At 32.6% G+C, this 24,966-nt stretch carries 22 protein-coding genes and 5 tRNA genes; 1 reads left to right on the top strand and 26 read right to left on the bottom strand.

Features of this window, described 5'->3' with window-relative positions; all coding sequences use genetic code 11:
- Positions 1-78: 78 nt before the first annotated feature.
- From rpoC to Q0945_RS14125, 26 genes are all read right to left on the bottom strand, one after another.
- Positions 79-4,374 (bottom strand): DNA-directed RNA polymerase subunit beta', encoded by a 4,296-nt coding sequence (gene rpoC / locus Q0945_RS14000; RefSeq protein ID WP_299435654.1) that lies wholly within the window; start codon positions 4,372-4,374, stop codon positions 79-81.
- Positions 4,375-4,432: 58 nt separating this feature from the next.
- Positions 4,433-8,242, bottom strand: a complete 3,810-nt coding sequence (gene rpoB, locus Q0945_RS14005; RefSeq protein WP_299435656.1) for a DNA-directed RNA polymerase subunit beta — start codon at positions 8,240-8,242, stop codon at positions 4,433-4,435.
- Between the two features lie 134 nt (positions 8,243-8,376).
- Positions 8,377-8,754 carry a 50S ribosomal protein L7/L12 gene (gene rplL, locus Q0945_RS14010; RefSeq protein WP_299435658.1) on the bottom strand — a complete coding sequence of 126 codons (378 nt, stop codon included), beginning with the start codon at positions 8,752-8,754 and terminating at the stop codon, positions 8,377-8,379.
- Between the two features lie 50 nt (positions 8,755-8,804).
- On the bottom strand, positions 8,805-9,320 hold the full coding sequence (rplJ, locus tag Q0945_RS14015; protein WP_299435660.1) for a 50S ribosomal protein L10: 516 nt from the start codon (positions 9,318-9,320) through the stop codon (positions 8,805-8,807).
- A gap of 26 nt (positions 9,321-9,346) precedes the next feature.
- A complete protein-coding gene (rplA, locus tag Q0945_RS14020) occupies positions 9,347-10,036 on the bottom strand; it encodes a 50S ribosomal protein L1 (RefSeq protein ID WP_299435662.1) in 690 nt (229 codons plus the stop codon).
- Positions 10,037-10,055: 19 nt separating this feature from the next.
- Positions 10,056-10,493 (bottom strand): 50S ribosomal protein L11, encoded by a 438-nt coding sequence (rplK, locus tag Q0945_RS14025; protein WP_121069271.1) that lies wholly within the window; start codon positions 10,491-10,493, stop codon positions 10,056-10,058.
- 67 nt (positions 10,494-10,560) lie between these two features.
- The gene (nusG, locus tag Q0945_RS14030) at positions 10,561-11,112 is read right to left on the bottom strand and encodes a transcription termination/antitermination protein NusG (protein ID WP_298488947.1); all 552 of its coding nucleotides are present in this window, start codon (positions 11,110-11,112) and stop codon (positions 10,561-10,563) included.
- Positions 11,113-11,120: 8 nt separating this feature from the next.
- A complete protein-coding gene (secE, locus tag Q0945_RS14035; RefSeq protein ID WP_121069269.1) occupies positions 11,121-11,309 on the bottom strand; it encodes a preprotein translocase subunit SecE in 189 nt (62 codons plus the stop codon).
- 61 nt (positions 11,310-11,370) lie between these two features.
- Positions 11,371-11,443 (bottom strand) — tRNA-Trp (locus Q0945_RS14040).
- 66 nt (positions 11,444-11,509) lie between these two features.
- Positions 11,510-12,697, bottom strand: coding sequence for an elongation factor Tu (gene tuf, locus Q0945_RS14045; protein ID WP_121069268.1), 1,188 nt, complete (start codon positions 12,695-12,697; stop codon positions 11,510-11,512).
- Positions 12,698-12,754: 57 nt separating this feature from the next.
- Positions 12,755-12,826 (bottom strand) — tRNA-Thr (locus Q0945_RS14050).
- 104 nt (positions 12,827-12,930) lie between these two features.
- Positions 12,931-13,003, bottom strand: a tRNA-Gly gene (locus tag Q0945_RS14055).
- A 149-nt stretch (positions 13,004-13,152) separates the two neighbouring features.
- Positions 13,153-13,234, bottom strand: a tRNA-Tyr gene (locus Q0945_RS14060).
- A 28-nt stretch (positions 13,235-13,262) separates the two neighbouring features.
- Positions 13,263-13,336, bottom strand: a tRNA-Thr gene (locus Q0945_RS14065).
- Positions 13,337-13,437: 101 nt separating this feature from the next.
- Positions 13,438-13,740, bottom strand: a complete 303-nt coding sequence (gene raiA / locus Q0945_RS14070; RefSeq protein WP_299435667.1) for a ribosome-associated translation inhibitor RaiA — start codon at positions 13,738-13,740, stop codon at positions 13,438-13,440.
- Positions 13,741-13,777: 37 nt separating this feature from the next.
- A complete protein-coding gene (locus Q0945_RS14075; RefSeq protein WP_299435669.1) occupies positions 13,778-14,668 on the bottom strand; it encodes a tyrosine-type recombinase/integrase in 891 nt (296 codons plus the stop codon).
- Positions 14,669-14,757: 89 nt separating this feature from the next.
- Complete coding sequence (rpsU, locus tag Q0945_RS14080) at positions 14,758-14,952, bottom strand: 30S ribosomal protein S21 (protein ID WP_121069265.1); 195 nt, start codon at positions 14,950-14,952, stop codon at positions 14,758-14,760.
- A gap of 87 nt (positions 14,953-15,039) precedes the next feature.
- Complete coding sequence (locus Q0945_RS14085; RefSeq protein WP_299435672.1) at positions 15,040-16,212, bottom strand: acyl-CoA dehydrogenase family protein; 1,173 nt, start codon at positions 16,210-16,212, stop codon at positions 15,040-15,042.
- 212 nt (positions 16,213-16,424) lie between these two features.
- Entirely contained in the window at positions 16,425-17,090 is a 666-nt protein-coding gene (locus tag Q0945_RS14090) for a helix-hairpin-helix domain-containing protein (protein ID WP_299435674.1), read from the bottom strand.
- A 37-nt stretch (positions 17,091-17,127) separates the two neighbouring features.
- Positions 17,128-18,714 (bottom strand): alanine/glycine:cation symporter family protein, encoded by a 1,587-nt coding sequence (locus tag Q0945_RS14095; RefSeq protein ID WP_299435676.1) that lies wholly within the window; start codon positions 18,712-18,714, stop codon positions 17,128-17,130.
- Positions 18,715-18,803: 89 nt separating this feature from the next.
- Positions 18,804-19,811 (bottom strand): potassium channel protein, encoded by a 1,008-nt coding sequence (locus tag Q0945_RS14100; RefSeq protein ID WP_299435678.1) that lies wholly within the window; start codon positions 19,809-19,811, stop codon positions 18,804-18,806.
- Between the two features lie 2 nt (positions 19,812-19,813).
- Positions 19,814-20,041 carry a PspC domain-containing protein gene (locus Q0945_RS14105; RefSeq protein ID WP_121069260.1) on the bottom strand — a complete coding sequence of 76 codons (228 nt, stop codon included), beginning with the start codon at positions 20,039-20,041 and terminating at the stop codon, positions 19,814-19,816.
- A gap of 9 nt (positions 20,042-20,050) precedes the next feature.
- Positions 20,051-21,334, bottom strand: coding sequence for a DUF2851 family protein (locus Q0945_RS14110; protein WP_299435680.1), 1,284 nt, complete (start codon positions 21,332-21,334; stop codon positions 20,051-20,053).
- Between the two features lie 79 nt (positions 21,335-21,413).
- Positions 21,414-21,725, bottom strand: a complete 312-nt coding sequence (locus tag Q0945_RS14115) for a rhodanese-like domain-containing protein (RefSeq protein WP_299435682.1) — start codon at positions 21,723-21,725, stop codon at positions 21,414-21,416.
- Positions 21,726-21,779: 54 nt separating this feature from the next.
- On the bottom strand, positions 21,780-22,967 hold the full coding sequence (locus Q0945_RS14120) for a DUF1501 domain-containing protein (protein WP_299435684.1): 1,188 nt from the start codon (positions 22,965-22,967) through the stop codon (positions 21,780-21,782).
- A gap of 13 nt (positions 22,968-22,980) precedes the next feature.
- A complete protein-coding gene (locus Q0945_RS14125; protein WP_299435686.1) occupies positions 22,981-24,357 on the bottom strand; it encodes a DUF1800 domain-containing protein in 1,377 nt (458 codons plus the stop codon).
- Between the two features lie 161 nt (positions 24,358-24,518).
- Between Q0945_RS14125 and Q0945_RS14130 the strand changes: the two genes are divergently transcribed.
- Positions 24,519-24,965, top strand: a complete 447-nt coding sequence (locus tag Q0945_RS14130; RefSeq protein WP_299435688.1) for a MarR family transcriptional regulator — start codon at positions 24,519-24,521, stop codon at positions 24,963-24,965.
- Position 24,966: the final 1 nt, after the last annotated feature.

Here is a 24,966-nt window from a genome sequence, read left to right on the forward strand (position 1 = left end):
ACTCTACTATTGTAAAGTTAGTATAGAAAACAGCTATAAAAAAACAACCCTCGATTTTCATCGAGGGTTATTTTTAATTTAAAACTTTAAAGCTTCTTTACGAGCCATAATTTCATCATACTCTTCTTTAGAGCCAACAATGATATTATCATAATCTCGCATTCCTGTTCCTGCAGGTATTTTATGACCTACAATTACATTTTCTTTCAATCCTTCTAAAGTATCTACTTTACCACTTACAGCAGCTTCATTTAATACTTTAGTTGTTTCCTGGAAGGAAGCAGCCGATATAAATGATTTCGTCTGTAAAGATGCACGTGTAATACCTTGAAGTATTGGAGTTGCAGTAGCAGCTACTGCATCTCTTGCTTCAATTAAGTTTTTATCTTCTCTTCTTAAGATAGAATTTTCATCTCTAAGTTCTCTGGCAGTAATAATTTGACCCGCTTTTATAGTGTCAGACTCTCCCGCATCCGTAATAACTTTTTTACCATATATTTCATCATTCTCAACAATAAAGTCTTGCTTGTGAATTAATTGGTTTTCTAAGAAAATAGTATCTCCTGGATCAACAATACGCACTTTACGCATCATTTGTCTTACAACAACCTCAAAGTGCTTATCATTAATTTTTACCCCTTGTAAACGATATACTTCTTGTACTTCGTTAACTAAATACTGCTGCACAGCAGATGGGCCTTTAATTTTAAGAATATCTTCTGGAGTAATTGAACCATCAGAAAGTGGCATACCAGCTCTTACATAATCATTTTCCTGAACTAAGATTTGATTAGAAAGTTTTACTAAATACTTCTTAACTTCTCCTAATTTAGATTCGATAATTATCTCACGGTTACCTCTTTTAATTTTACCAAAAGAAACCACACCATCAATCTCAGAAACAACTGCTGGGTTAGATGGGTTACGAGCTTCAAATAGCTCAGTAACTCTTGGAAGACCACCTGTAATATCACCAGCTTTAGCAGATTTACGAGGAATCTTAACTAAAATTTGTCCTTCTTTAATCTTATCATTATCATCTACCATTAAGTGAGAACCTACTGGTAAGTTATAAGAACGTAAAACTTCATCTCCATTCTTAATTAATAATGTTGGTATTATTTTTTTATTTCTAGATTCAGAAATTACTTTCTCTTGGAAACCTGTTTGTTCATCAATTTCAACTTGATACGTAACCCCTTGCTCAATATTCTCATAAGAAATTTGGCCTGGGAATTCAGAAACAATTACACCGTTATATGGATCCCAAGAACAAACTACATCTTCTTTCGCAATTTTAGCTCCATTCTCAATAAATAATTGAGAACCATAAGGAATGTTATTTGTACTTAAAATAATTCCAGACTTTGGCTCTACAATTTTAATTTCTGATGTTCTAGATATTACAATTGTTGCTGGGTTCCCTTCAGAATCTTCTCCGGTAACTGTTCTTAAATCTTCTATCTCAGCAACACCACCAAATTTAGCAATAAGCTTGTTATCTTCAGAAATGTTACCTGCAATACCACCCACGTGGAAAGTACGTAATGTTAACTGTGTACCTGGTTCTCCAATAGATTGTGCCGCAACAACACCAACAGCTTCACCTCTTTGTACCATCTTATTTGTAGATAAGTTTCTACCATAACATTTAGCGCAAATACCTTTCTTTGCTTCACAAGTTAAAGCAGAACGCACTTCTACTTTTTCTATTGGTGATTCATTAATCTTCTTCGCATCAGATTCCATTATTTCCTGACCAGCAGTAAGTAATTGTTCCTCTGTTAAAGGATTATATACATCATGTAAAGAAACTCTACCTAAAATTCTAGCTCCTAAAGTTTCTACAACTTCTTCATTCTTTTTAAGTGCCTGTACTTCAACACCTCTTAATGTTCCACAATCTTCAATATTAATTATAACATCTTGAGAAACATCTACTAAACGACGTGTTAAGTAACCTGCATCGGCAGTTTTAAGTGCTGTATCAGCAAGACCTTTACGCGCACCGTGCGTAGAAATAAAGTATTCCAAAATAGAAAGACCTTCCTTAAAGTTAGAAAGAATCGGGTTTTCAATAATTTCTCCACCACCTGCAGTAGATTTTTTAGGTTTCGCCATTAATCCACGCATACCTGTTAACTGACGGATTTGCTCTTTAGAACCCCTCGCACCAGAATCAAGCATCATATATACCGAGTTAAATCCTTGTTGGTCTTCTCTAATACGCTTCATAGCTAACTCTGTTAACTGTGCATTGGTAGAAGTCCAAACATCAATAACCTGATTATAACGTTCGTTATTAGTAATAAGACCCATGTTATAATTTGCCATAATGCCGTCTACTTGACCATTAGCGTCTGCAATCATTTCATGTTTCTCTTTCGGTATAATAATATCACCTAAACTAAAAGATAACCCACCTTTAAAGGCATAATCATATCCTAAAGTCTTAATTCTATCTAAGAAATCTGCTGTTGTAGGAACATCCGTTACAGCTAAAATTCCACCAATAATATCTCTTAATGACTTCTTGTTTAAGACATCATTAATATATCCTGCTTGTTCAGGAACTCTCATATTAAACAATACTCTACCTACTGTTGTTGGTATAATCTTGTTTACTAATTCTCCTTCTTCATTAAAATCTTTAGCACGAACTTTAATTCCGGCATTAAGATTTACCATTCCTTCGTTTAAAGCAATCTCTACTTCTTCATAAGAATAGAAAGTTAACCCTTCTCCCTTAATAGGTACTTCTGGTGTAGACTTTCTTTCCTTAGTCATATAGTAAAGACCTAAAACCATATCCTGAGAAGGTACTGTAATAGGAGAACCATTTGCTGGGTTCAAGATATTTTGAGAAGCCAACATTAATAATTGTGCTTCTAAAATAGCCTCTGGCCCTAATGGTAAGTGAACCGCCATTTGATCCCCATCAAAATCGGCGTTAAATGCCGTACAAGCTAATGGGTGTAAACGTATTGCCTTACCTTCAATTAATTTAGGTTGAAAAGATTGTATACCCAAACGGTGCAACGTAGGAGCACGGTTTAGTAATACTGGATGTCCTTTAAGAACATTTTCCAAGATATCCCAAACTACAGGTTCTTTTTTATCTATTATCTTCTTAGCAGATTTAACTGTTTTTACAATACCTCTTTCAATTAACTTACGAATTACAAAAGGCTTGTAAAGTTCGGCAGCCATATCTTTAGGAAGACCACATTCGTATAATTTTAATTCTGGCCCTACAACAATTACAGAACGAGCAGAATAATCCACACGCTTACCAAGTAAGTTTTGACGGAAACGACCTTGCTTACCTTTCAATGAATCTGAAAGTGATTTTAATGGTCTGTTAGATTCTGTTTTTACTGCAGATGCTTTACGTGTGTTATCAAATAAAGAATCTACAGATTCCTGAAGCATACGTTTCTCATTTCTAAGAATTACTTCTGGAGCTTTAATTTCTACTAAACGCTTTAAACGGTTATTACGAATAATAACTCTTCTATATAAATCATTTAAATCTGAAGTAGCAAAACGACCTCCATCTAATGGTACTAATGGACGTAATTCTGGCGGAATTACAGGGATTACTTTCATAATCATCCATTCTGGCCTGTTATCTCTATTTTCTTGAGATTCTCTTAAAGCCTCGACAACCTGAAGTCTTTTTAAAGCCTCGGTCTTTCTTTGCTTAGAAGTCTCTGTATTTGCTTTATGTCTTAACTCATAAGATAATTCTGTTAAATCAATTCTTGCTAATAAATCTATAAGGCACTCAGCACCCATTTTAGCGATAAACTTATTTGGGTCAGAATCTTCTAAATATTGATTTTCTTGCGGTAATTCCTCCGCAATATTTAAATACTCTTCTTCTGTTAAGAAATCCATTTTCTTAACTTCTTCTCCTTCTGGACCTTTAGCAATACCTGGTTGTATAACCACGTAACGCTCGTAATAGATAATCATATCTAATTTCTTAGATGGTAATCCAAGAAGGTATCCAATCTTATTAGGTAAAGAACGGAAATACCAGATATGCGCTACAGGAACCACCAAATTAATGTGCCCTACTCTATCTCTACGTACTTTTTTCTCTGTTACTTCTACCCCACAACGGTCACAAACAATACCACGGTAACGGATTCTTTTATATTTACCACAAGCACACTCATAATCCTTAACAGGACCAAAAATACGCTCACAGAAAAGACCATCTCTCTCTGGTTTGTGCGTTCTATAGTTAATTGTTTCAGGCTTTAAAACTTCACCTTTAGATTCTCCTAAAATTGCTTCAGGAGATGCTAATCCGATGGATATTTTATCGAACCTTTTAATTGGGTTATTATCTTTTATTCTAGCCATAATATAATGGTGATACTAAATTAACAATGTGTTCTTAAATCGTTTTATCGATTTTTACTTATTCCTCTAATCTAATGTCTAAACCTAAACCTTTAAGTTCATGCATTAATACGTTAAAAGATTCTGGTAAACCAGGTTCTGGCATTGTTTCGCCTTTTACAATAGATTCATATGTTTTTGCTCTACCTATAACGTCATCAGACTTAACAGTCAATATTTCACGTAATGTTGCAGATGCTCCATATGCCTCTAGTGCCCATACTTCCATTTCTCCAAAACGCTGACCACCAAATTGTGCTTTACCACCTAATGGCTGTTGCGTAATTAAAGAGTAAGGTCCTATAGAACGAGCGTGCATTTTATCATCTACCATATGTCCTAATTTTAACATATAGATTACACCTACTGTTGCTGGTTGGTCAAAACGCTGACCAGTACCACCATCATAAAGGTAAGTATGTCCAAATCTTGGAATACCTGCTTCATCAGTATATGCATTAATCTGATCTAAAGTAGCTCCATCAAAAATTGGAGTTCCAAACTTTTTACCAAGTTTAAGACCTGCCCAACCTAATACAGTCTCATAAATTTGACCAATGTTCATACGAGAAGGCACCCCTAGCGGATTTAACACAATGTCTACTGGTGTTCCATCTTCTAAGAACGGCATATCTTCATGACGTACTATACGAGAAACAATACCTTTGTTTCCATGACGACCCGCCATTTTATCACCAACTTTTAATTTACGTTTTTTAGCAACATAAACTTTAGCTAATTTAATAATACCTGCTGGCAATTCATCCCCTACAGATATAGTAAATTTATCTCTTCTTAGGTTACCCTGAAGATCGTTTAACTTAATCTTATAGTTATGTAATAAATCTGCTAATTGTGCATTTGTATCTTTATCTGTAGTCCAGCTTCCACCAACTAAGTGCGCAAAATCATCTACTGCATTTAACATCTTCATGGTGTATTTTTTACCTTTTGGTAAAACCTCTTCCCCTAAATCGTTTAATACTCCTTGTGATGTTTTTCCATTAACTATGATAAATAATTTTTCAATTAAGATATCTTTTAATTGTTGAAACTTTACTTCGTATTCTAATTCTAATTTAGATATTGCTTCTTTATCTTCGGAACGCTTACGCTTATCTTTTATAGATCTAGAGAATAATTTCTTTTCAATTACAACACCTCTTAAAGATGGTGAAGCTTTTAAGGAAGCATCTTTTACATCTCCAGCTTTATCACCAAAAATAGCACGTAATAATTTTTCTTCTGGAGTTGGATCAGATTCTCCTTTTGGTGTAATCTTACCAATAAGAATATCACCAGGCTTAACCTCTGCTCCAATACGAATCATTCCATTTTCATCCAAATCTTTTGTTGCTTCTTCCGAAACATTTGGAATATCATGCGTTAATTCTTCGGCTCCTAATTTTGTATCACGAACATCTAAAGAGTATTCATCTACATGGATTGAGGTAAATACATCTTCACGAACAACTTTTTCAGAAATTACAATTGCATCCTCAAAGTTATATCCTTTCCAAGGCATAAATGCTACCACTAAGTTTCTACCTAATGCTAATTCTCCTTTTTCTGTTGCGTATCCCTCACAAAGAACTTGCCCTTTTTTAACTCTGTCCCCTTTTTGAACAATAGGTTTAAGATTTATACTTGTTCCTTGGTTTGTTTTTCTAAACTTAACTAATTTGTACGTCTTAGAATCTTCTTCAAAACTAACTAGTCTCTCTTCATCTGTACGATCGTACTTTACTGTAATTTTCTGAGAATCTACATACTCAACAACACCTTCTCCTTCAGCATTTATTAATACTCTAGAATCTGATGCTACTTGACGCTCTAAACCAGTACCTACAATTGGAGATTGTGGTTTTAATAATGGTACTGCCTGGCGCATCATGTTAGACCCCATCAATGCACGGTTGGCATCATCATGCTCTAAGAATGGAATTAATGATGCAGATATAGATGCAATTTGATTTGGAGCAACATCCGTATATTGTATTTCTGATGGATCTACAACTGGGAAATCTCCTTCTTCTCTTGCAATTACTTTTTCTGTATCTATTGTACCATCTTCTTTTAAAGGAATATTTGCTTGCGCAATTTTCATTCCTTCTTCCTCTTCTGCACTTAAGTATCTAAACTCTTCAATATCAACTTTAGAATCCGTTACCTTACGGTATGGTGTTTCTAAGAATCCCATTGGGTTAACTTTTGCAAAAACTGCTAAAGAAGATATAAGACCAATGTTTGGACCTTCTGGTGTTTCAATAGGACATAATCTTCCGTAGTGCGTATAGTGAACATCACGCACTTCGAAACCTGCTCTTTCTCTTGATAAACCTCCAGGTCCAAGTGCAGATAATCTACGCTTATGTGTAATCTCAGCTAATGGATTTGTTTGATCCATAAACTGAGATAACTGGTTAGTTCCAAAGAACGAGTTAATTACAGAAGATAATGTTTTAGCATTAATTAAATCAATTGGTGTAAAAACTTCATTATCACGAACGTTCATACGCTCACGAATGGTTCTTGCCATACGAGCTAAACCTACACCAAATTGAGATGATAATTGCTCCCCTACTGTACGTACACGACGGTTAGATAAGTGATCAATATCATCAATCTCTGCTTTTGAGTTAATTAACTCAATTAAATACTTAATAATAGTTATAATATCTTCTTTGGTTAAGACTTGCTTGTCCATTCCAATATCTAACTGTAATTTTTTGTTCATTCTATAACGACCAACTTCACCTAAGTTATAACGTTGATCAGAAAAGAATAATTTATCAATTATACCTCTTGCAGTTTCCTCATCTGGCGGTTCTGCATTACGTAATTGACGGTATATATGTTCAACAGCTTCTTTTTCAGAGTTTGTTGGATCTTTCTGTAGTGTGTTATGAATAATTGCATAATCAGACTGCGCATTATTTTCTTTATGTAATAATACCGTCTTAACATCAGCATCCATAATTTCTTGAATATGATCTTTTTCAAGAATAGTGTCACGATCTAAAACAATTTCATTTCTTTCTATAGATACAACTTCACCTGTATCCTCATCTACGAAATCTTCATGCCAAGTGTTCAATACTCTGGCCGCAAGTTTACGGCCTAATACTTTCTTTAAACCTGCTGTAGAAACTTTTACTTCCTCAGAAAGGTCAAAAATTTCTAAAATATCTTTATCTCTTTCAAAACCAATTGCTCTAAATAAAGTAGTAACAGGTAATTTTTTCTTTCTATCAATATAGGCGTACATAACGCCATTGATATCTGTAGCAAATTCTATCCAAGAACCTTTAAAAGGAATTACTCTTGCTGAATAAAGCTTAGTTCCATTTGCGTGAAAAGATTGCCCAAAGAATACCCCTGGAGAACGGTGTAATTGAGATACTACAACTCTTTCTGCACCATTTATAACAAATGTACCACTAGGTGTCATATAGGGTATAGTACCTAAGTAAACATCCTGTACAATTGTTTCAAAATCCTCATGTTCTGGATCTGTACAATATAATTTAAGTCTAGCCTTTAAAGGCACACTATAAGTAAGTCCACGCTCTATACATTCTTGAATTGAATATCTAGGTGGATCTATAAAATAATCTAAAAATTCCAATACAAACTGATTTCTAGTATCAGTTATTGGAAAGTTTTCCATGAAGGTATTGTATAATCCTTCATCTCCTCTTTGATCAGATTTAGTTTCAAGTTGAAAGAAATCTTGAAATGATTTAATCTGAATATCCAAGAAATCTGGATATTCCGGAGTGTTCTTAGCGGATGCAAAATTAATTCTCTGAGTCTGATTTTTGAACATCTATGGACAGTATTTTGATCGTGAATACTAAATGGGTTGTATATTTCTTAATATACATAATATATAAAAAAGGCTTAGGTCTAAGCGCAAATTTGCGAAAAGACCTAAACCATAAGTGCTATATGTTGTTGCTATTATTTAAGCTCAACTTCTGCTCCTGCTTCTTCTAATGAATTCTTGATTCCTTCAGCTTCGTCTTTAGAAACACCTTCTTTAATTGCTTTTGGTGCGCTATCAACTATGTCTTTAGCATCTTTTAATCCTAAACCAGTTAATTCTTTAACTAATTTTACAACTGCTAACTTAGAAGCACCAGCTGCTTTTAATATTACATCAAATTCTGATTTTTCTTCAGCAGCTTCACCACCACCAGCAGCTCCACCAGCAGCAACAGCAACTGCAGCAGCTGCAGGCTCTATACCGTATTCATCTTTTAATATATCAGCTAATTCATTTACTTCTTTTACAGTAAGATTAACTAATTGTTCTGCGAAATCTTTTAAATCTGCCATTTTTACTATCGTTTAATAAATTTTTAAAATATAATTGTTTTTAGTGCGTACTATTTCTCTGATAATGTTTTAAGGATTCCAGATAGTTTACTACCACCAGATTTAAGTCCAGAAATAACATTCTTAGCAGGAGACTGTAATAATCCAATAATCTCGCCAATCATTTCCTCTTTAGACTTAATGCTAACTAAAGCATCCAAATTCTCATCACCAATATAAACTGCTTCTTCTACGAAAGCTCCTTTTAATAAAGGTCTGTCAGATTTTTTTCTGAAATTCTTTATTAATTTTGCTGGCGCATTTCCTACTTCAGAAAACATTAAAGAAGTATTCCCTTTAAGTACTTCAGGAAGTTCTCCAAATTCTCTATCAGAAGCCTCCATTGCTTTTGCAAGCAATGTATTTTTAACTACCGCTAGTCTAATGTCTGCCTTGAAACATGCCCTTCTTAAATCCGAAGTAGTAACTGCATCAAGACCAGAGATATCTGCTAAATAAATAGTAGAACTATCTCCTAACTGCGTAGTCAAATCTTGTATAACGTTTGCTTTTTCTTCTCTTGTCATAATTAAATTTTTAAACTACCAGTTAATTAAACTGTTTTTGGGTCTAATTGAACACTAGGACTCATTGTACTAGACATGAATATTGACTTAATATACACACCTTTAGAAGCCGTTGGTTTCAATTTATTTAAAGTATCTAATAACTCTTTACAGTTTCCTGCAATTTTATCAGCAGAGAAAGACGCCTTTCCAATTGCTGTGTGCACGATACCAGTCTTATCAACTTTAAAATCTATTTTACCTGCTTTTACTTCTGTAACTGCTTTAGCAACATCCATAGTAACAGTACCTGTTTTTGGGTTAGGCATTAAACCTCTTGGACCTAATACTCTTCCCAGAGGACCTAATTTTCCCATTACGCTTGGCATTGTGATAATTACATCAACATCTGTCCAACCCGCTTTTATTTTTGTCAAATATTCATCTAATCCAACATAATCCGCACCAGCTTCTGTAGCTTCTGCTTCTTTATCTGGAGTAACCAAAGCCAATACTTTTACATCCTTACCTGTTCCATGTGGAAGTGTAACAACCCCACGAACCATTTGATTTGCTTTTCTTGGATCTACACCCAAACGAACAGCTAAATCTATAGATGCATCAAATTTTGTGTTGGTAATTTCTTTTACTAAAGCAGACGCCTCATCAACAGAATAAAGTTTATCTTTTTCTATTTTAGCACGAGCCTCCTTTTGGTTCTTTGTTAACTTTGCCATTTAAATTGCTTTTAAGATTTTAAAAAGGTCTTTTACCTGCAACTTTTAAACCCATAGATCTTGCTGTTCCTGCGATCATGCTCATTGCTGATTCTACAGTAAATGCATTTAAATCTACCATTTTGTCTTCGGCTATTGCCTTAACCTGGTCCCAAGTTACATTACCTGATTTTACTCTGTTAGGTTCGCCAGATCCTTTTTTAATCTTAGCTGCTTCCAATAGCTGAACTGCCGCTGGTGGTGTTTTTACAATAAAATCAAACGATTTATCTTTGTATACGGTGATAACAACTGGTAAAACTTTACCTGGTTTATCCTGCGTACGAGCATTAAACTGCTTACAGAATTCCATAATGTTAACACCGGCAGCACCTAAGGCGGGTCCAACCGGTGGCGATGGATTCGCTGCACCTCCCCTAACTTGTAGTTTAACTACTTTACCTACTTCTTTTGCCATTGTTTTTAATTAAATTGAAAGTGTACCAGTGGAAGCGATACAACTTTTAAATATGTAACAAATTATATTAAATTTTCTCTACTTGCATGTAACTTAGTTCTAATGGTGTTTTTCTTCCGAAAATCTTAACCATTACCTCAAGTTTACGTTTTTCCTCATTAATTTTTTCAACAGTACCATTAAAACCATTAAAAGGACCATCTATTACTTTCACAGTTTCGCCAAAAACAAAAGGTATTGCAACGCTATCTGTATTTACAGTTAACTCATCTACTTTACCTAACATTCTATTTACCTCAGATTTTCTAAGCGGCACAGGATCTCCTCCTTTAGTTTCCCCTAAAAATCCAATAACATTTGTAATAGACCTAATAATGTGAATCATCTCTCCACCTAAATTAGCTTTGATCATGATGTAACCAGGAAAATAAACTCTTTCCTTATTAATTTTTTTCCCGTTTCTAATCTGAATAACTTTCTCTGTTGGAACTAAAACATCTTCTAAATAATCAGAAAAACCTAAACGAGCAACCTCACTTTCAATATATCCTTTTATTTTATGCTCTTGCCCACTAACAGCTCTTACCACATACCACTTCTTCTCTAAAACTTCAGACATGATTGAGCTTAGTTTAAAACATTATTAAAATACAACTGAACCAACTTACTTAAAGCTGAGTCTACACCCCAAGTAGCTAATGCGAACAAAATTGAAAACACCGCAACTACCACCATAAGATTTGATGACTCCGAACGCGGAGGCAGTGTGACATTATTTTTTAGCTCCTCAATAGACTCTTTTATGTATGACAACATAGCTATATTATTTTTTCAGTTTGATTAGAAAAAAAGAAACAAATATTTCTTTTACAATTTGCACGGCAGGAGAGACTCGAACTCCCGACACCTGGTTTTGGAGACCAGTGCTCTACCAACTGAGCTACAACCGTGTGTATTTTACACTGAAAGGTATCCGCCAATGGCGGACACCTCATAATGTAAAACTATAAATTATTTTAATCTAAAATCTTAGTTACCTGACCAGCTCCTACTGTTCTACCACCTTCACGTATTGCAAAACGCAATCCTACGCTTAATGCAATTGGAGATAATAACTCAACAGTAATAGTAAGGTTATCACCAGGCATAACCATCTCTACTCCAGAAGGAAGATTAATTGTACCTGTTACATCCGTTGTTCTTACGTAGAACTGAGGACGATAGTTATTATGGAATGGTGTATGACGACCACCTTCTTCTTTTTTAAGGATATAAACCTCTGCCTCAAATTTAGCGTGTGGAGTTACAGAACCTGGCTTACAGATTACCATACCTCTTTTAATATCAGTCTTTTCAATACCTCTTAATAAGATACCAACATTATCACCAGCTTCACCTCTATCTAATATCTTACGGAACATCTCAACCCCTGTAATTGTAGAAGCTAATTTTTCAGCACCCATACCAATAATATCAACAGCGTCTCCTGTATTAGCAACACCAGTTTCTATACGACCTGTAGCAACAGTTCCACGACCAGTAATTGTAAATACATCCTCAATTGGCATTAAGAAATCTTTATCAACATCTCTCTTAGGTAATTCAATCCAAGCATCAACCTCTTCCATTAATTTCATTACTGTATCAACCCACTTTTGCTCACCATTAAGTGCACCTAAAGCAGAACCAGCAACAACAGGTCCATTATCACCATCATACTCATAGAAAGAAAGTAATTCTCTTACTTCCATCTCAACTAATTCTAAAAGCTCCTCATCATCAACCATATCCACTTTATTCATGAATACAACTATTCTTGGAATACCTACCTGACGTCCCAATAAGATGTGTTCACGTGTTTGTGGCATTGGACCATCTGTAGCAGCAACAACCAATATAGCACCATCCATTTGAGCAGCACCAGTTACCATGTTCTTAACATAATCGGCGTGACCAGGACAATCTACGTGTGCGTAGTGACGATTTGCAGTAGCATATTCTACGTGCGATGTATTAATTGTAATACCTCTTTCTTTTTCTTCAGGAGCGTTATCGATAGAATCGAAACTTCTTAATTCAGAAAGACCTGCATTTGCCAATACCGTAGTAATAGCAGCAGTTAATGTAGTTTTACCGTGATCTACGTGTCCAATAGTACCTATATTTAAGTGCGGTTTGGAACGATCGAAAGTTTCCTTTGCCATGTTTAATGAATTTTAATCTTTAGTTTATATTAGTGTACAAATTTTATCTTCAAAATGAGCCAATGACGAGATTTGAACTCGTGACCTCTTCCTTACCAAGGAAACGCTCTACCCCTGAGCTACACCGGCGTAAAGTGCTCAATTTAACACCTTAAACAACCAAAGCCCATTAAAGGTGTTTATTACACAAAAAACAGAAGCAACCCATGGCTGTTCTGTTTTTTTATGTTTTGAGCGGGAGACCGGGTTCGAACCGGCGACATTCAGCTTGGAAGGCTGACGCTCTACCAACTGAGCTACTCCCGCTTATTTACTCCTTGAAAAAATCAAAAAGCAAAATTACAACATTTTCAAAATTTCAAAAAACTATTTTAAAATAATCTTTTATCAAAAAGCTAATTTTAATTTTAGCTTTGCAAAAGTAACCTTTTAAAAGTACTTTCTAAAATTTTTTGTGGGGAGAGCAGGATTCGAACCTGCGAAGACGTAGTCAGCAGATTTACAGTCTGCCCTCGTTGGCCGCTTGAGTATCTCCCCAAACCATTATTTAAAGAACTTTTTAAAGAGCCGATGGAGGGACTCGAACCCACGACCTGCTGATTACAAATCAGCTGCTCTAGCCAGCTGAGCTACATCGGCTTTTTATACTTTTTTAGCTATAAAAAAGTCCGCTATTTCTAACGGACTGCAAATGTATACGTTTTTTTGTTTAAACAAAACAAAAAATGAAAAAAATTTAGTTAAGCTTGCGCTCTTATTTTTTGCTTCTTTTTTATTAGCCTTCTTTCCAGAGAATTACATGCAGAATCAACAGCTTCTTCAAAAGATTTACATTGTTTTTTTACTATAAAATTATCTTTAGGAATGTTCAATTTTATTTCTACAATCTTATTTTCTTTCAATTTATTATTATCTAGTTTTAAAAATACCTCCGAACTTATAACCTTATCATAAAAAGTTTCTAGCTTATCTAACCTACTTTGTACAAAATGTATTAAAGACTTATCTGCATTAAAGTTCACGGATTGTGCATTTACTTTCATAGAATATTAATTTAAAAAGTTAAACAATTAAATATTATTATTTTTTTCCTCTAGGATGCGCTTTAGAATGTACTTTTTTTAATTCTTCTATACCATTGTGGGTATACACTTGGGTAGATGCCAAGCTTGAGTGACCAAGTAATTCTTTTACCGCATTTAAATCTGCGCCTTTATTTAGCAAATGTGTTGCAAATGTGTGCCTTAATATATGCGGACTCTTTTTTACCTTAGAAGACACCTTACTAAAATACCCATTTATTATTCTATAAACAAAAGTTTCGTAGATTTTATTGCCCGATTTTAAAAGAAAAAGATACTCAAAATCGTTAATTTTTGTTAAAGCGCTTCTTTCTTCTATATAAGAATTAAATAACTTTTTGGTTTTTGACAACAAAGGGATTATTCTTTCTTTTTTTCTTTTTCCTAAAACCCTAAGAACGCCTTGTTTTAAATCTAAATCTGAAAGCTTTAAATTTATTAATTCTGCTCTACGCATTCCCGTAGCATACAAGACATCTATTATTAATTTATCTCTAATACCTTCAAAATCCTCATTAAAAGTAATTTGCGACAACATTTTTTCCATTTCTGTTTCTGAAAACGGAACTTCTATTTTTTTTGAAACTTTTAATGCCCTATGTTTTACTAATGGCGATTTCTTTATATCCCCTATTTTTTGCAGAAATTTATAATATGCTTTTAAAGATGCTATTTTTCTATTTATTGTTCTATTAGAAATTTTCTTTTCACTTAAACAAACTACCCAACTACGAATAACTTTATACTCTATATGCACCACATCTGCAATAGCATATTCTTCTTCACAAAAAGATATAAACTCCTGAATATCTTTCTTATATGCCAAAACAGTATGGACAGAATATTTTTTTTCTAATCCTAAATAGTCTAAAAAAGGAGTTAACATCATACTCTCAAAGTTAGTATATAATTTAAAATTAATCCATAAAAAAATCCTGCTAATAGCAGGATTTTAAATATCTAAATAGATTTACAGACCTAAACTTCTTCCTGATCTCTTAAACCTTGAATATACTGAGCTTTCTGTATTTGTGCTCTACGAGCTACAGATGGCTTTGTAAATTGCTGACGCTTTCTTAATTGGCGCATTGTGCCCGTTTTATCAAACTTTCGCTTAAAACGCTTTAAAGCTCTATCTATGTTTTCTCCTTCTTTAATTGGTATAATTAACATATGCTACTACCTCCTCTCTTTTGTGATTAAGGCTGCAAATATACTATTTATATTTACATAACAAACCTTATTATTATTTTATTTAAATTAAACCTCCACGACGGGTTTATATGTTTTTTTATCTATAATTATTTTTGACAATATTTCTTTTAATATTTCTGACGTTCCGCCACCTATTGGACCACACCTACTATCTCTAAGTAATCTAGCCATAGGATATTCTTCCATAAAACCATAGCCGCCAAGCATTTGAAGACAATCATATATTACTTCATCTGCCATTTTTGTAGATAATAATTTAGACATTGTCGCTTCTTTTACTACATATTCTCCACGACTTAACTTATAGGTTACAGAGTAATTATACTCTTTACACATCTCCATTTCAGCAGTTCTCTCTACCATTTTATGCCTTAAAGCTTGAAACTCATTTATTTTTTTTCCAAATGCAGTTCTTTCTGACATATAATTTATCGCATAATCTAAAGCATATTCTGCACGAGCATGTGCATTAATTGCCATAATTAAACGCTCCAAAGAAAAGTGTTGCATTATATAAGAAAAACCTTTGTCCTCTTCCCCTAATAAATTAGCCACAGGAACCTTTACATTATCAAAAGCTATTTCTCCTGTATCTGATGCTCTCCACCCTAATTTATCTAATTTAGTAGCAGAAACTCCTTGAGTATCTCGATCTACCAACAACATACTTATGCCTTTATTACCTAGTTCTGGAGAGGTCTTAGCAGCCACGACCAAATAGTCACTATAAACACCATTGGTTATAAAAGTTTTAGAACCATTTAATATATAGTAATCCCCTTTCTTTACTGCATTTGTCCTCATTCCTGAAACGTCTGACCCTCCAAAAGGTTCTGATATACACAAACAACCTATTTTATCTCCTGCTATACTAGAAGCTAAATATTCTTGTTTTATACGCTCATCCCCTTCTTTATTTAAATGGGTCATTGCTAAATACATATGTGCCCACATTGCGGCGGCAAAACCAACAGAATTTATTTTCTGAAGTTCCTCTAAGAAAATAACCGCATAAAATAAATCTAACTCTAAACCGCCATATTGACTAGGGTAGGTTAATCCAAAATACCCCATGTCTCCAAATTTTTTCCAAATAAAACGGTCAATTACACCATCTTTCTCCCATTTATCTACATGAGGAACAACTTCTTTTTTTAGAAAACTTTTTAGACTCTCCCGAAATAACTCGTGCTCTTCACTAAAATATCTTTTATCCATGCCTTAATTTACAATACAAAAAATTCTTATTTGAGTTCCAAATATAACTTAATTTTACTAATCTCATAACAATAAAAAGTCTTTATTTTTTATCATATCATAAGAAATATGGTAAAAAAAATAAACAATATGCAAAAATAAAAGTTTTAAAACATATAAAATTACAAATATGATAATTTTTAAACAAATACAAAGTAAGCGCTGTTTTAAATTTACTTCTTAATATCCGAAGCTTTTAATACTTGGAATTTCTCTAAAAGACGATTGGCTACTTCTGGCTTTAAGCCATATACCTTATATATTTGATTATTATTGGAAAAACCTCCAAGTTTTTCCCTATACTTAACTATTCTTTTAGATAGAATTTCTCCTATCCCATATACTACTACTAAGTCTAGAGGAGTAGCTGTATTTAAATCTCTATATTCTTTAATGTAATTAGATTTTTTACTTTTTTTTAATGCAAATGATTTCTTTATTTTTTCCTGCTTCCATTCTGGAAATTTAAAATAAGGCTCTATTTGTTTAAGAAGTGTATCTGAAATTTTGGTTACTTGCTGAAATTCTATAGCTGTATTTACATACTTATTCGTTTTTCTATAGGTGTGTAAACGATTAATTTCATCAACAGACATTCCTAATGTATATCCTTTATAGTCCGAAATAAAGTTAGGATTAAAAAGATGTATTTTGGTTTTTTTAGTAGCTACTTCTTTCTTTAAAAGGTCTATCTTATTTTGCTCTACAAGATTTAACACAAATTTATCTTCTATAGGTTTTGCGTAATTTTTATCATACAAATAATACCCACCCTGAAGTAAAACAATAAATAATAGCAAAAAGAAAATCCCGCTTTGCTCTTGTTTAGAAAACTGCATACGGGATTTTATATTTTTCAAAATAAGAGCCTTAGAATTACAATTTAGCCTCTTTAATAACACTCAGATATCTACCTAGTTCTTTTTTAACAACAGGGAATAAGAAAAATAAACCTACCATGTTAGGAAATACCATTGCAAAAATCATAGCATCAGAAAAAGCCCAAATAGATTTCATACTTGCTGCTGCTCCAATAATTATAAAAGTTAAGAATAGTAATTTATACACCATGTCTGCTGTTTTTCCTCTTCCGAATAAAAACTTCCATGATTGTAATCCATAATAAGACCATGATATCATTGTAGAAACTGCAAATAAAACAACGGCAACAGTTAAAAACACATTAGAGTAAGGAATATACTGTGCAAATGCCATAGAGGTTATACCTGCTCCTTCATACGCCACGCCATTAATCATAACAGAACCTTCACCTCCATACTCAAAGAAGCCTCCAAAATTAAAAATAACAATTACTAAAGCTGTCATTGTACAAATTACAACGGTATCTATAAAAGGTTCTAATAATGCCACCAAACCTTCTGATGCTGAATATTTTGTCTTAACAGCAGAATGTGCTATAGAAGCAGAACCTGCCCCAGCTTCATTAGAAAAGGCAGCTCTTTTAAACCCTACCAATAACACTCCAATTAAACTACCCACTCCAATTGCAGTAGGGTTAAAAGCTTCCGATAGTATTAATGCAAAAGCATCATCTATTAAAGAGAAATTACTTAAAATTATATATAGGCATGCCAGTAAATACATTACTGCCATAAAGGGCACTACTTTCTCTGTCACTTGTGCAATTCTTTTTATACCACCTATTATAATTACACCTACTAAAATTGCTAAAACAATACCAATTATTGCTCCTGCGCTAGAACTTGTTAAGCCCATTAATTCCTTTATCACAATAGTAGCTTGGTTAGATTGTGCTGCATTACCACCACCAAAAGAACCGCCTATACAAAAAATAGCAAACATGGCTGCTGCTATTTTTCCTAAAACTGTATACCCTCTTTCTTTAAGTCCTTTACTTATATAATACATTGGGCCTCCATAAACAGTACCATCTTCTCCTACATCTCTATACTGAACTCCTAATGTACATTCTACAAATTTTGAAGACATTCCTAAGAGTCCACAAATTATCATCCAAAAAGTAGCCCCTGGGCCTCCTAATGCAATTGCTAAGGCTACACCTGCAATATTACCATTACCTACTGTACCAGATACAGCAGTTGCTAAAGCTTGAAAATGTGTTACTTCTCCCTCTCTACTTTCATCCTCTATCGTATCTATAATATCGCCATCAATGATATTAACATCCGACTTTTCTACACCATGATGGTCTACTTCATCATACTTTCCTCTTACTACATTTATCGCTTTTCCAAAATACCTAATATTTGGAAAGCCAAAATATAAAGTAAAAAATAAAGCACTCATTACAAGTAATATTAAAACAAATGGAACACCAAATACAGGAAAGAATATTACTGCGGAAAAGAAATCGGAAACTGGTTTAAAAGCTTGGTCTATTTTTTGATCCATCCCGACCTCTTGGGCCATAGATAATAATGGTGAAAAAAAGGTAAGAAATGCCAGAAGTTTATACTTCATAATATTTGAGTTATTTTTAATGAATTAATTAGTCGGCAAGCAATATCCTAAAAATTATGCCCGTAATCAAATATTATACTAAAATAATGTTAGACAATATGAAACATATCATTTAGTTTTTTTATTTGTTCTGGTCTTCCTAATACTATTACTTTACTTTTTGGCTGCAACTTCATATCTGCTTCTGGGTTTATAATATATTCCCCATCTGGCGCTATATAACCAATAATTGTACACCCTGTTTTTCTTCTTAAATCTAAGTCTCTCAATGAATTACAATCTACTTGATCTGCAAAGTCTTCAATTGCTACTTCCTCTAGATTAGTTGTATGTTCTCCTTCTGTAGAAAGTTTATCCATAAAGGTTATTAAATCTGGCATGACCACTAAAGATGCCATATGGTCTCCTCCAATTTTATCTGGCATTATTACCTGGTTTGCTCCTGCCAGCTGTAGTTTTTTCTGTGAGGTTACTAAAGAAGCTCTACTTATTATATATAATTTTTTATTTATTTGCCTTGCCGAAAGTACTACAAATAGGTTTGCAGCATCATCTGGAAGGGTTGCTATTAAATATTGCGCTCTATCTATTCCTGCTTCAATTAATACCTCATCATCATTTGCATCTCCTTCAATAAATAAAATATCGTCTTCATATTTTTCTATGATTTCTTTATCTTTTTCTATTACCAAAAATGGCTTTTTATAAGCTCTTAATCTTTCTGCAGCTTGCATTCCGTTTCTACCATACCCACAAACTACCACATGATTAGACATTTTTTTAATAGTATTTTTCACTTTTTTCTTTTTTAAAAGTTCTTTTGAATTTCTACTTAATATATATTCCGTTATTACAGATATTGCAAAAGCAAATATAAATACACTGGAAATAATTAAAAATATTGTAAATATTTTACCATTAGCATCTAAAGGTTGTACTTCCGAAAAACCCACTGTAGTTACCGTTATTATTGTCATATAACAAGCATCTACCCATGAAAAACCAGATATATAACGGTAACCAAACACGCCAAAAACAAACACTACTAACATTAATGTTAGTGCCAAATAAAATTTAGATTTAAAAAGTTTTATCATAATTATAAATCAAAAACTGAAGTTCTTTTAGTGTACACTAAATCTTTAATTTTTAACCAAAAGGCAACAAATAAATATAATGCAAAGCCAAAGCCTAGAGTAACGAAAGTTACGTATATAAATGACGTTCTTACTACTCTTGCTCTTATACCCAAACGGTCTGCAATACGACCACATACTTCAAAACCTCGTTTCTGGAAAAAATATAAAATTTTATAAAAAAAATTCATGCCTTAAAATTAGGTATTTCCTTTTAATAAATTTACTCCTATTGCACATTGCAAACATTTATTTTTTGTACAGTAATTATTATATAATTGCAATAAAGCTTGACTATCTTTTGCAGATGCTATAGGTACACCTCTTTTTTTAAAGTTATTTATAATAGAATTATCTTCCGTATCTATTTTTGAAATAATATTTAACAGCTCTTCATTTACATCTTTTCCAAGACTTTTTGCATAATAAAATTTAAAAGGGATAATAGTATTTATTACTATTAAATCTATAAATTTTTTAGTAATTTTCTTTTTACTTTTTTTACTTTCTTTACCAAAACTGTAGTGCGTATCCCAATATTCACTAGCATAAACAGTAAAAATGCTATACAAATCTTCTAAAGATGTTTCACTTATCAATTTTGAAAATAAATTTTGATGTTTCCCATACAAACTTGCAAATTGAGAAAGCCTTATTGTTGGGAAATTAGGAGGTCTAAGCTTAAAAAAGTGAGGTTTTTCTATGCCTATTTCGCTAAGTCCTAACTTATTTTTAACAAATTCGTATTCCTTTTTTAATTTAATATAATAAACATCTACACAGTCTGTTTTTTCTAAAAGTCCTAACAAACCGTATAACACACATTCTAACTGAAAGTCATTATTCTTAAGTTTAGACACCGTAGATGAACTTAAACTCTTCTGCAAACTAAAAAAGGAATCTCCATTAATTTTTAGTCCAAAATTCTTTAAAAGCATAATAAAAAGAACATACTCCCAATCATTATTATGCTGTAACAAAAGCTCTTTTATAACTTGTGTTTTTTGCTCTAAACGTTCAAAAAATAGACGTTCTAGCCAATTATTGGCTATAAAATCTTCTATTTCATTAATATCTTTTTCACAATTTATAAACTTAGTATTTGTAGTATTAAATAAATTCTCATAATTTATTAAAAGCTTTTCTTCTATATAATTCTTTAACTCTAATGTTGGAATTTTACTATTATCCTTCCTAAAAACAGAAGCATCATCTTCCCAAACTACATGAAGTATTACAGAATTATAATTATCATCTACCTCATGATTATGAGCATACCAGTCTGATGATTTTAAATGTATTTCTATATTACCAACCCACAACTGTTCTCCCACACGAACTTGCGCATTAAAAAAGTCTGGCCCTTCTTTATAATTATGTTGCCCAATTTTTACAATGGTCACTGGTATGTTATCTGTTGTTTTTAAATTAGTTGTTGGTATTTTTTTATGTTTCCAAATAAAATGTAATAAGTCTTCTTGCATGAATTTTAAAGTAATATCTAAGTATTGGGTATAAAAAAACCCACTTAAAAGCGGGTTTAATGTACTAAAACTATTTTATTTATTCGGCAACTTCACCTTCCCAATTCATAAAACCACCAACTAGGTTATACGCATTTTTTATACCAATACTATTTAATATTGCGCAAGCTTGCCCGCTACGGTTACCAGAACGGCAATACACATAAAAGTTCTTAGTTTTATCTAACTTTTCAACTTCTGTTAAAAAATCTTGACCTAAATATATATCTATGTTTGTAGAATTTGGGATATACCCTTCTTCTACCTCTTCAGGAGTTCTTACATCTAGTATAAAAGCATTATCGTCTTTTTCTAGTTGCTCTTCCCATTCTTGTTGTGATAAATCTGCCATTTTTTACTACTTTATTTTAATACATCAAAAATACTACATTATTTAAACATTCTCTTAAACAAGACCTAGGGCTTTAAATTTTCCGCTTAGGATAGATCTAGGTTCTGTTTTTAACCATTCTTTAATAAGAGAGGCATAAATGTTTCTAAAATCAACCTCGTATATTAAATCTCCATTACTATCAAGGTTTGCTAAATTATCTGGCTTATTATACATTCCTGGATGCTTAAGTTTTTCTCCTAATAAAAATACCATATTAGCAGCACCATGATCCGTACCTTTAGCAGCGTTCTGTTTTAATCTTCTACCAAATTCGGAAAAAGTTAAAATAATAGTATCCTTAAAAGCACCTGTTCTCTTTAAATCTTTTACAAAAGCTGCTATACCTTTAGAGTACACCTCTAAAAGTCTTTTCTGAGAATTTAACTGGTTAGCATGTGTATCAAAACCCCCAAGGCTTGCATAATATACTTGCGTTTCTAGACCTGAGTTAATAAATTCAGAGATAGTCTTCAATTGTTTTCCAAAAGCATTATTCGGATATTCTTGAGAAGAAGAATAGACTTTAGTTTTTTCATATATCTGAGCTGCAGAAGACTTAGCATCAACTACCGTTTTATACAAGTAACCCAAATTATGTTCGCTTAAATGAGTTGCTGTATATTTGTCTATAATTTTACCAAAGTAGGCATCTTTAGTCGTTTTATAAAAAAGGGAAGCGTCTTTAGTTGCTAAACCATTAATAGAATGGCCTTTCATCAATAAAGATAAAGTATCATCTACCTCTATGGCTCCTAGTGGTTTTTTTACTACCTCTTCTAAATACCTACCTACCCATCCGGTTTTTAAATACTCTCCAGCTCCACTGGCAGTGTGCCAAATATCGGTAGATCTAAAATGAGACCTACTTGGATTAGGATACCCAACATTATTTATAACGCTTACAAAACCTGCATCATATAAAGACTTAAAATCTGTTAGACTTTCATGAAAACCGTGCGAATCATTTATTACTAATACATCTTTCTTATTTCTAGCAATTGTATTTCTATTTTTAAAATAAATATCATTAGTATACGGCACTAAAGTATTTAAACCATCATTACCTCCTGATAACTGTAGGATGACAATTTTTTTATGACTAGGAATAACACCAGTGGCTCCATAAGCTTGAACAAAACTAGGTACAAATAAAGCTGTGCTTGCTAAACCACTACTTTTTAAAAAGTCTCTTCTTTTCATAGTTTCTTATTTTTTAGCATAGTTGGTATTCTGGTAATGACATTAATTGCACACAGAACTCCTGCTTATTTGTTTTTTTTAAACTTTGTAAAAATTCCTGAGTACCTTTGTTTGTTGTAGTACTTATTAAATGATGATACAACTCTTCATAATTTAAGTGTCCATAATTTTTATGAAAAACTTCCCAGTTTTTTGTTACTGTAAGTCTCCTATTAAAATTAGATTTTTTATTAAACTTTTCATAACTATCTTCAAATTCCCCTTTAACATCAAAGGCAATTGTACCATTCATAAACAAAACAGAAGGCAATTTTAACCTAACCATCATAGTATTAGAATCTATCCAACTTTTACCTTCGGCCCAACCTGCAACATTTGGAGGCTCTAATAAAACTTGTCCTAATAATTTTTGTATATAAATAAACTCCTTTGGTTTTTTAAAAGAGAAAGGTATTGTTCTTTTTAATTGCACCAATAAATCTATAGGAGATTTAATTTTTTGACCTATCACATCCTCCTCATAAAACCAATTAGTCATAAAAAGGTAACGCATTACCTCATCTATACTATAGTTTTCTCTAAAAACAATTGCCAGCTCCCCTATTCTACCTTCATTAGGAATATCATTAACAAAATGAAGATATATCTTCTTTGCAATAAACTGGGCACATTCTGGTCTTTTTAAAATTAAGTCTATAATATCTTCCCCGCTAAAATTACCTTTTACGCCAAAAAACTCTTTTTCTCCAAAATCATGTTGTTTCTTACGTAAAACAAATTCCCCTTTAAAAGTATGCCCCCAACCCGTAAAGGCTCTTGCAGATTCTTTAATATCTTTCTCTGTATATGAACCTATACCTAATGTAAAAAGCTCCATAAGTTCTCTAGCAAAATTTTCATTAGGCTTACCTTTTCTATTTTGTTGGTTGTTTAAATAGCTTAGCATTGCAGGTTCTTTTGCTATCGCAATTACAAAATCTCTAAAATTACCTAAAGCATATTTCCTAAGTGTTGCATTATAACGTTGGGAAAAAACTATATTATTGGTACGCACTACAAAATGATTAGCCCAAAATAAAGTCATACGTTCTCGTAACTCTTCATTAGAAGTTGACATTTTATCTACCCAAGCTAAATTGTAATCCTTTAATTTACTCCTACTAACCTTTATTAGTTCTCTAAATTTTTTGGGATCACTTTTAGGCGTATCTGCCTTCATAAATGCATCTATATCTGGAGTTGACATATATAAATGCGTAATAGATTTAGAAGATTTAAAAAGTTTTTTTACTACTTCTTTCTTTTTTAAACCAGATAATTTCTCCAATTTTTTAGGAGAAATACCAAAACCTGCTCGCTGGTACAAATGCTGTATATGAGTACTTTTCAAAATTGAATCTTTTGTAGTTAGACTCAATTTACACTTAATAGTTTAATTATTTAAGCTTCTTGTGTTAAAAACAAATTCTTTTTTAACAAAAATTTAATTCTAAAAAAGGTATTTCTCAAAATAAATCTACATATATTTGTCTATACAAATGTTGTATAGACATGAATATAGAAAAGATTTTAAAAACAGATAAAGAGATTCCTATTGACAAAAGAACAATTGTTCATGTTATATTGGTTAGCCACAAATTAAATGAGGTAATATCTCAGGCTTTAAAACCTTATGATATATCTATACAACAGTTTAATGTATTACGCATTCTACGAGGGCAAAATGGCAAACCTGCTAATCTTGGTACGATTAATGAAAGGATGGTTACAAAAATGAGTAACACAACGCGCTTAGTGGATAAACTAATTGCAAAAAATTATGTAGAGCGTAAAATCTGTGAAGCAAACAGAAGAAAAATAGACATCAGCATAACAAACAATGGTAAAAAAGAATTAGAGAAAATTGATATTACCATGGCCGAAGCTGAAAAAAAACTAGTAGAAAAATTTTCAAAAAAAGAATTAGAAACTCTAAACCAATTATTGGATAAATTTTAAT

Origin of the sequence: uncultured Maribacter sp., assembly GCF_947500405.1 — a bacterium.
Taxonomy (GTDB): Bacteria; Bacteroidota; Bacteroidia; order Flavobacteriales; family Flavobacteriaceae; genus Maribacter_B.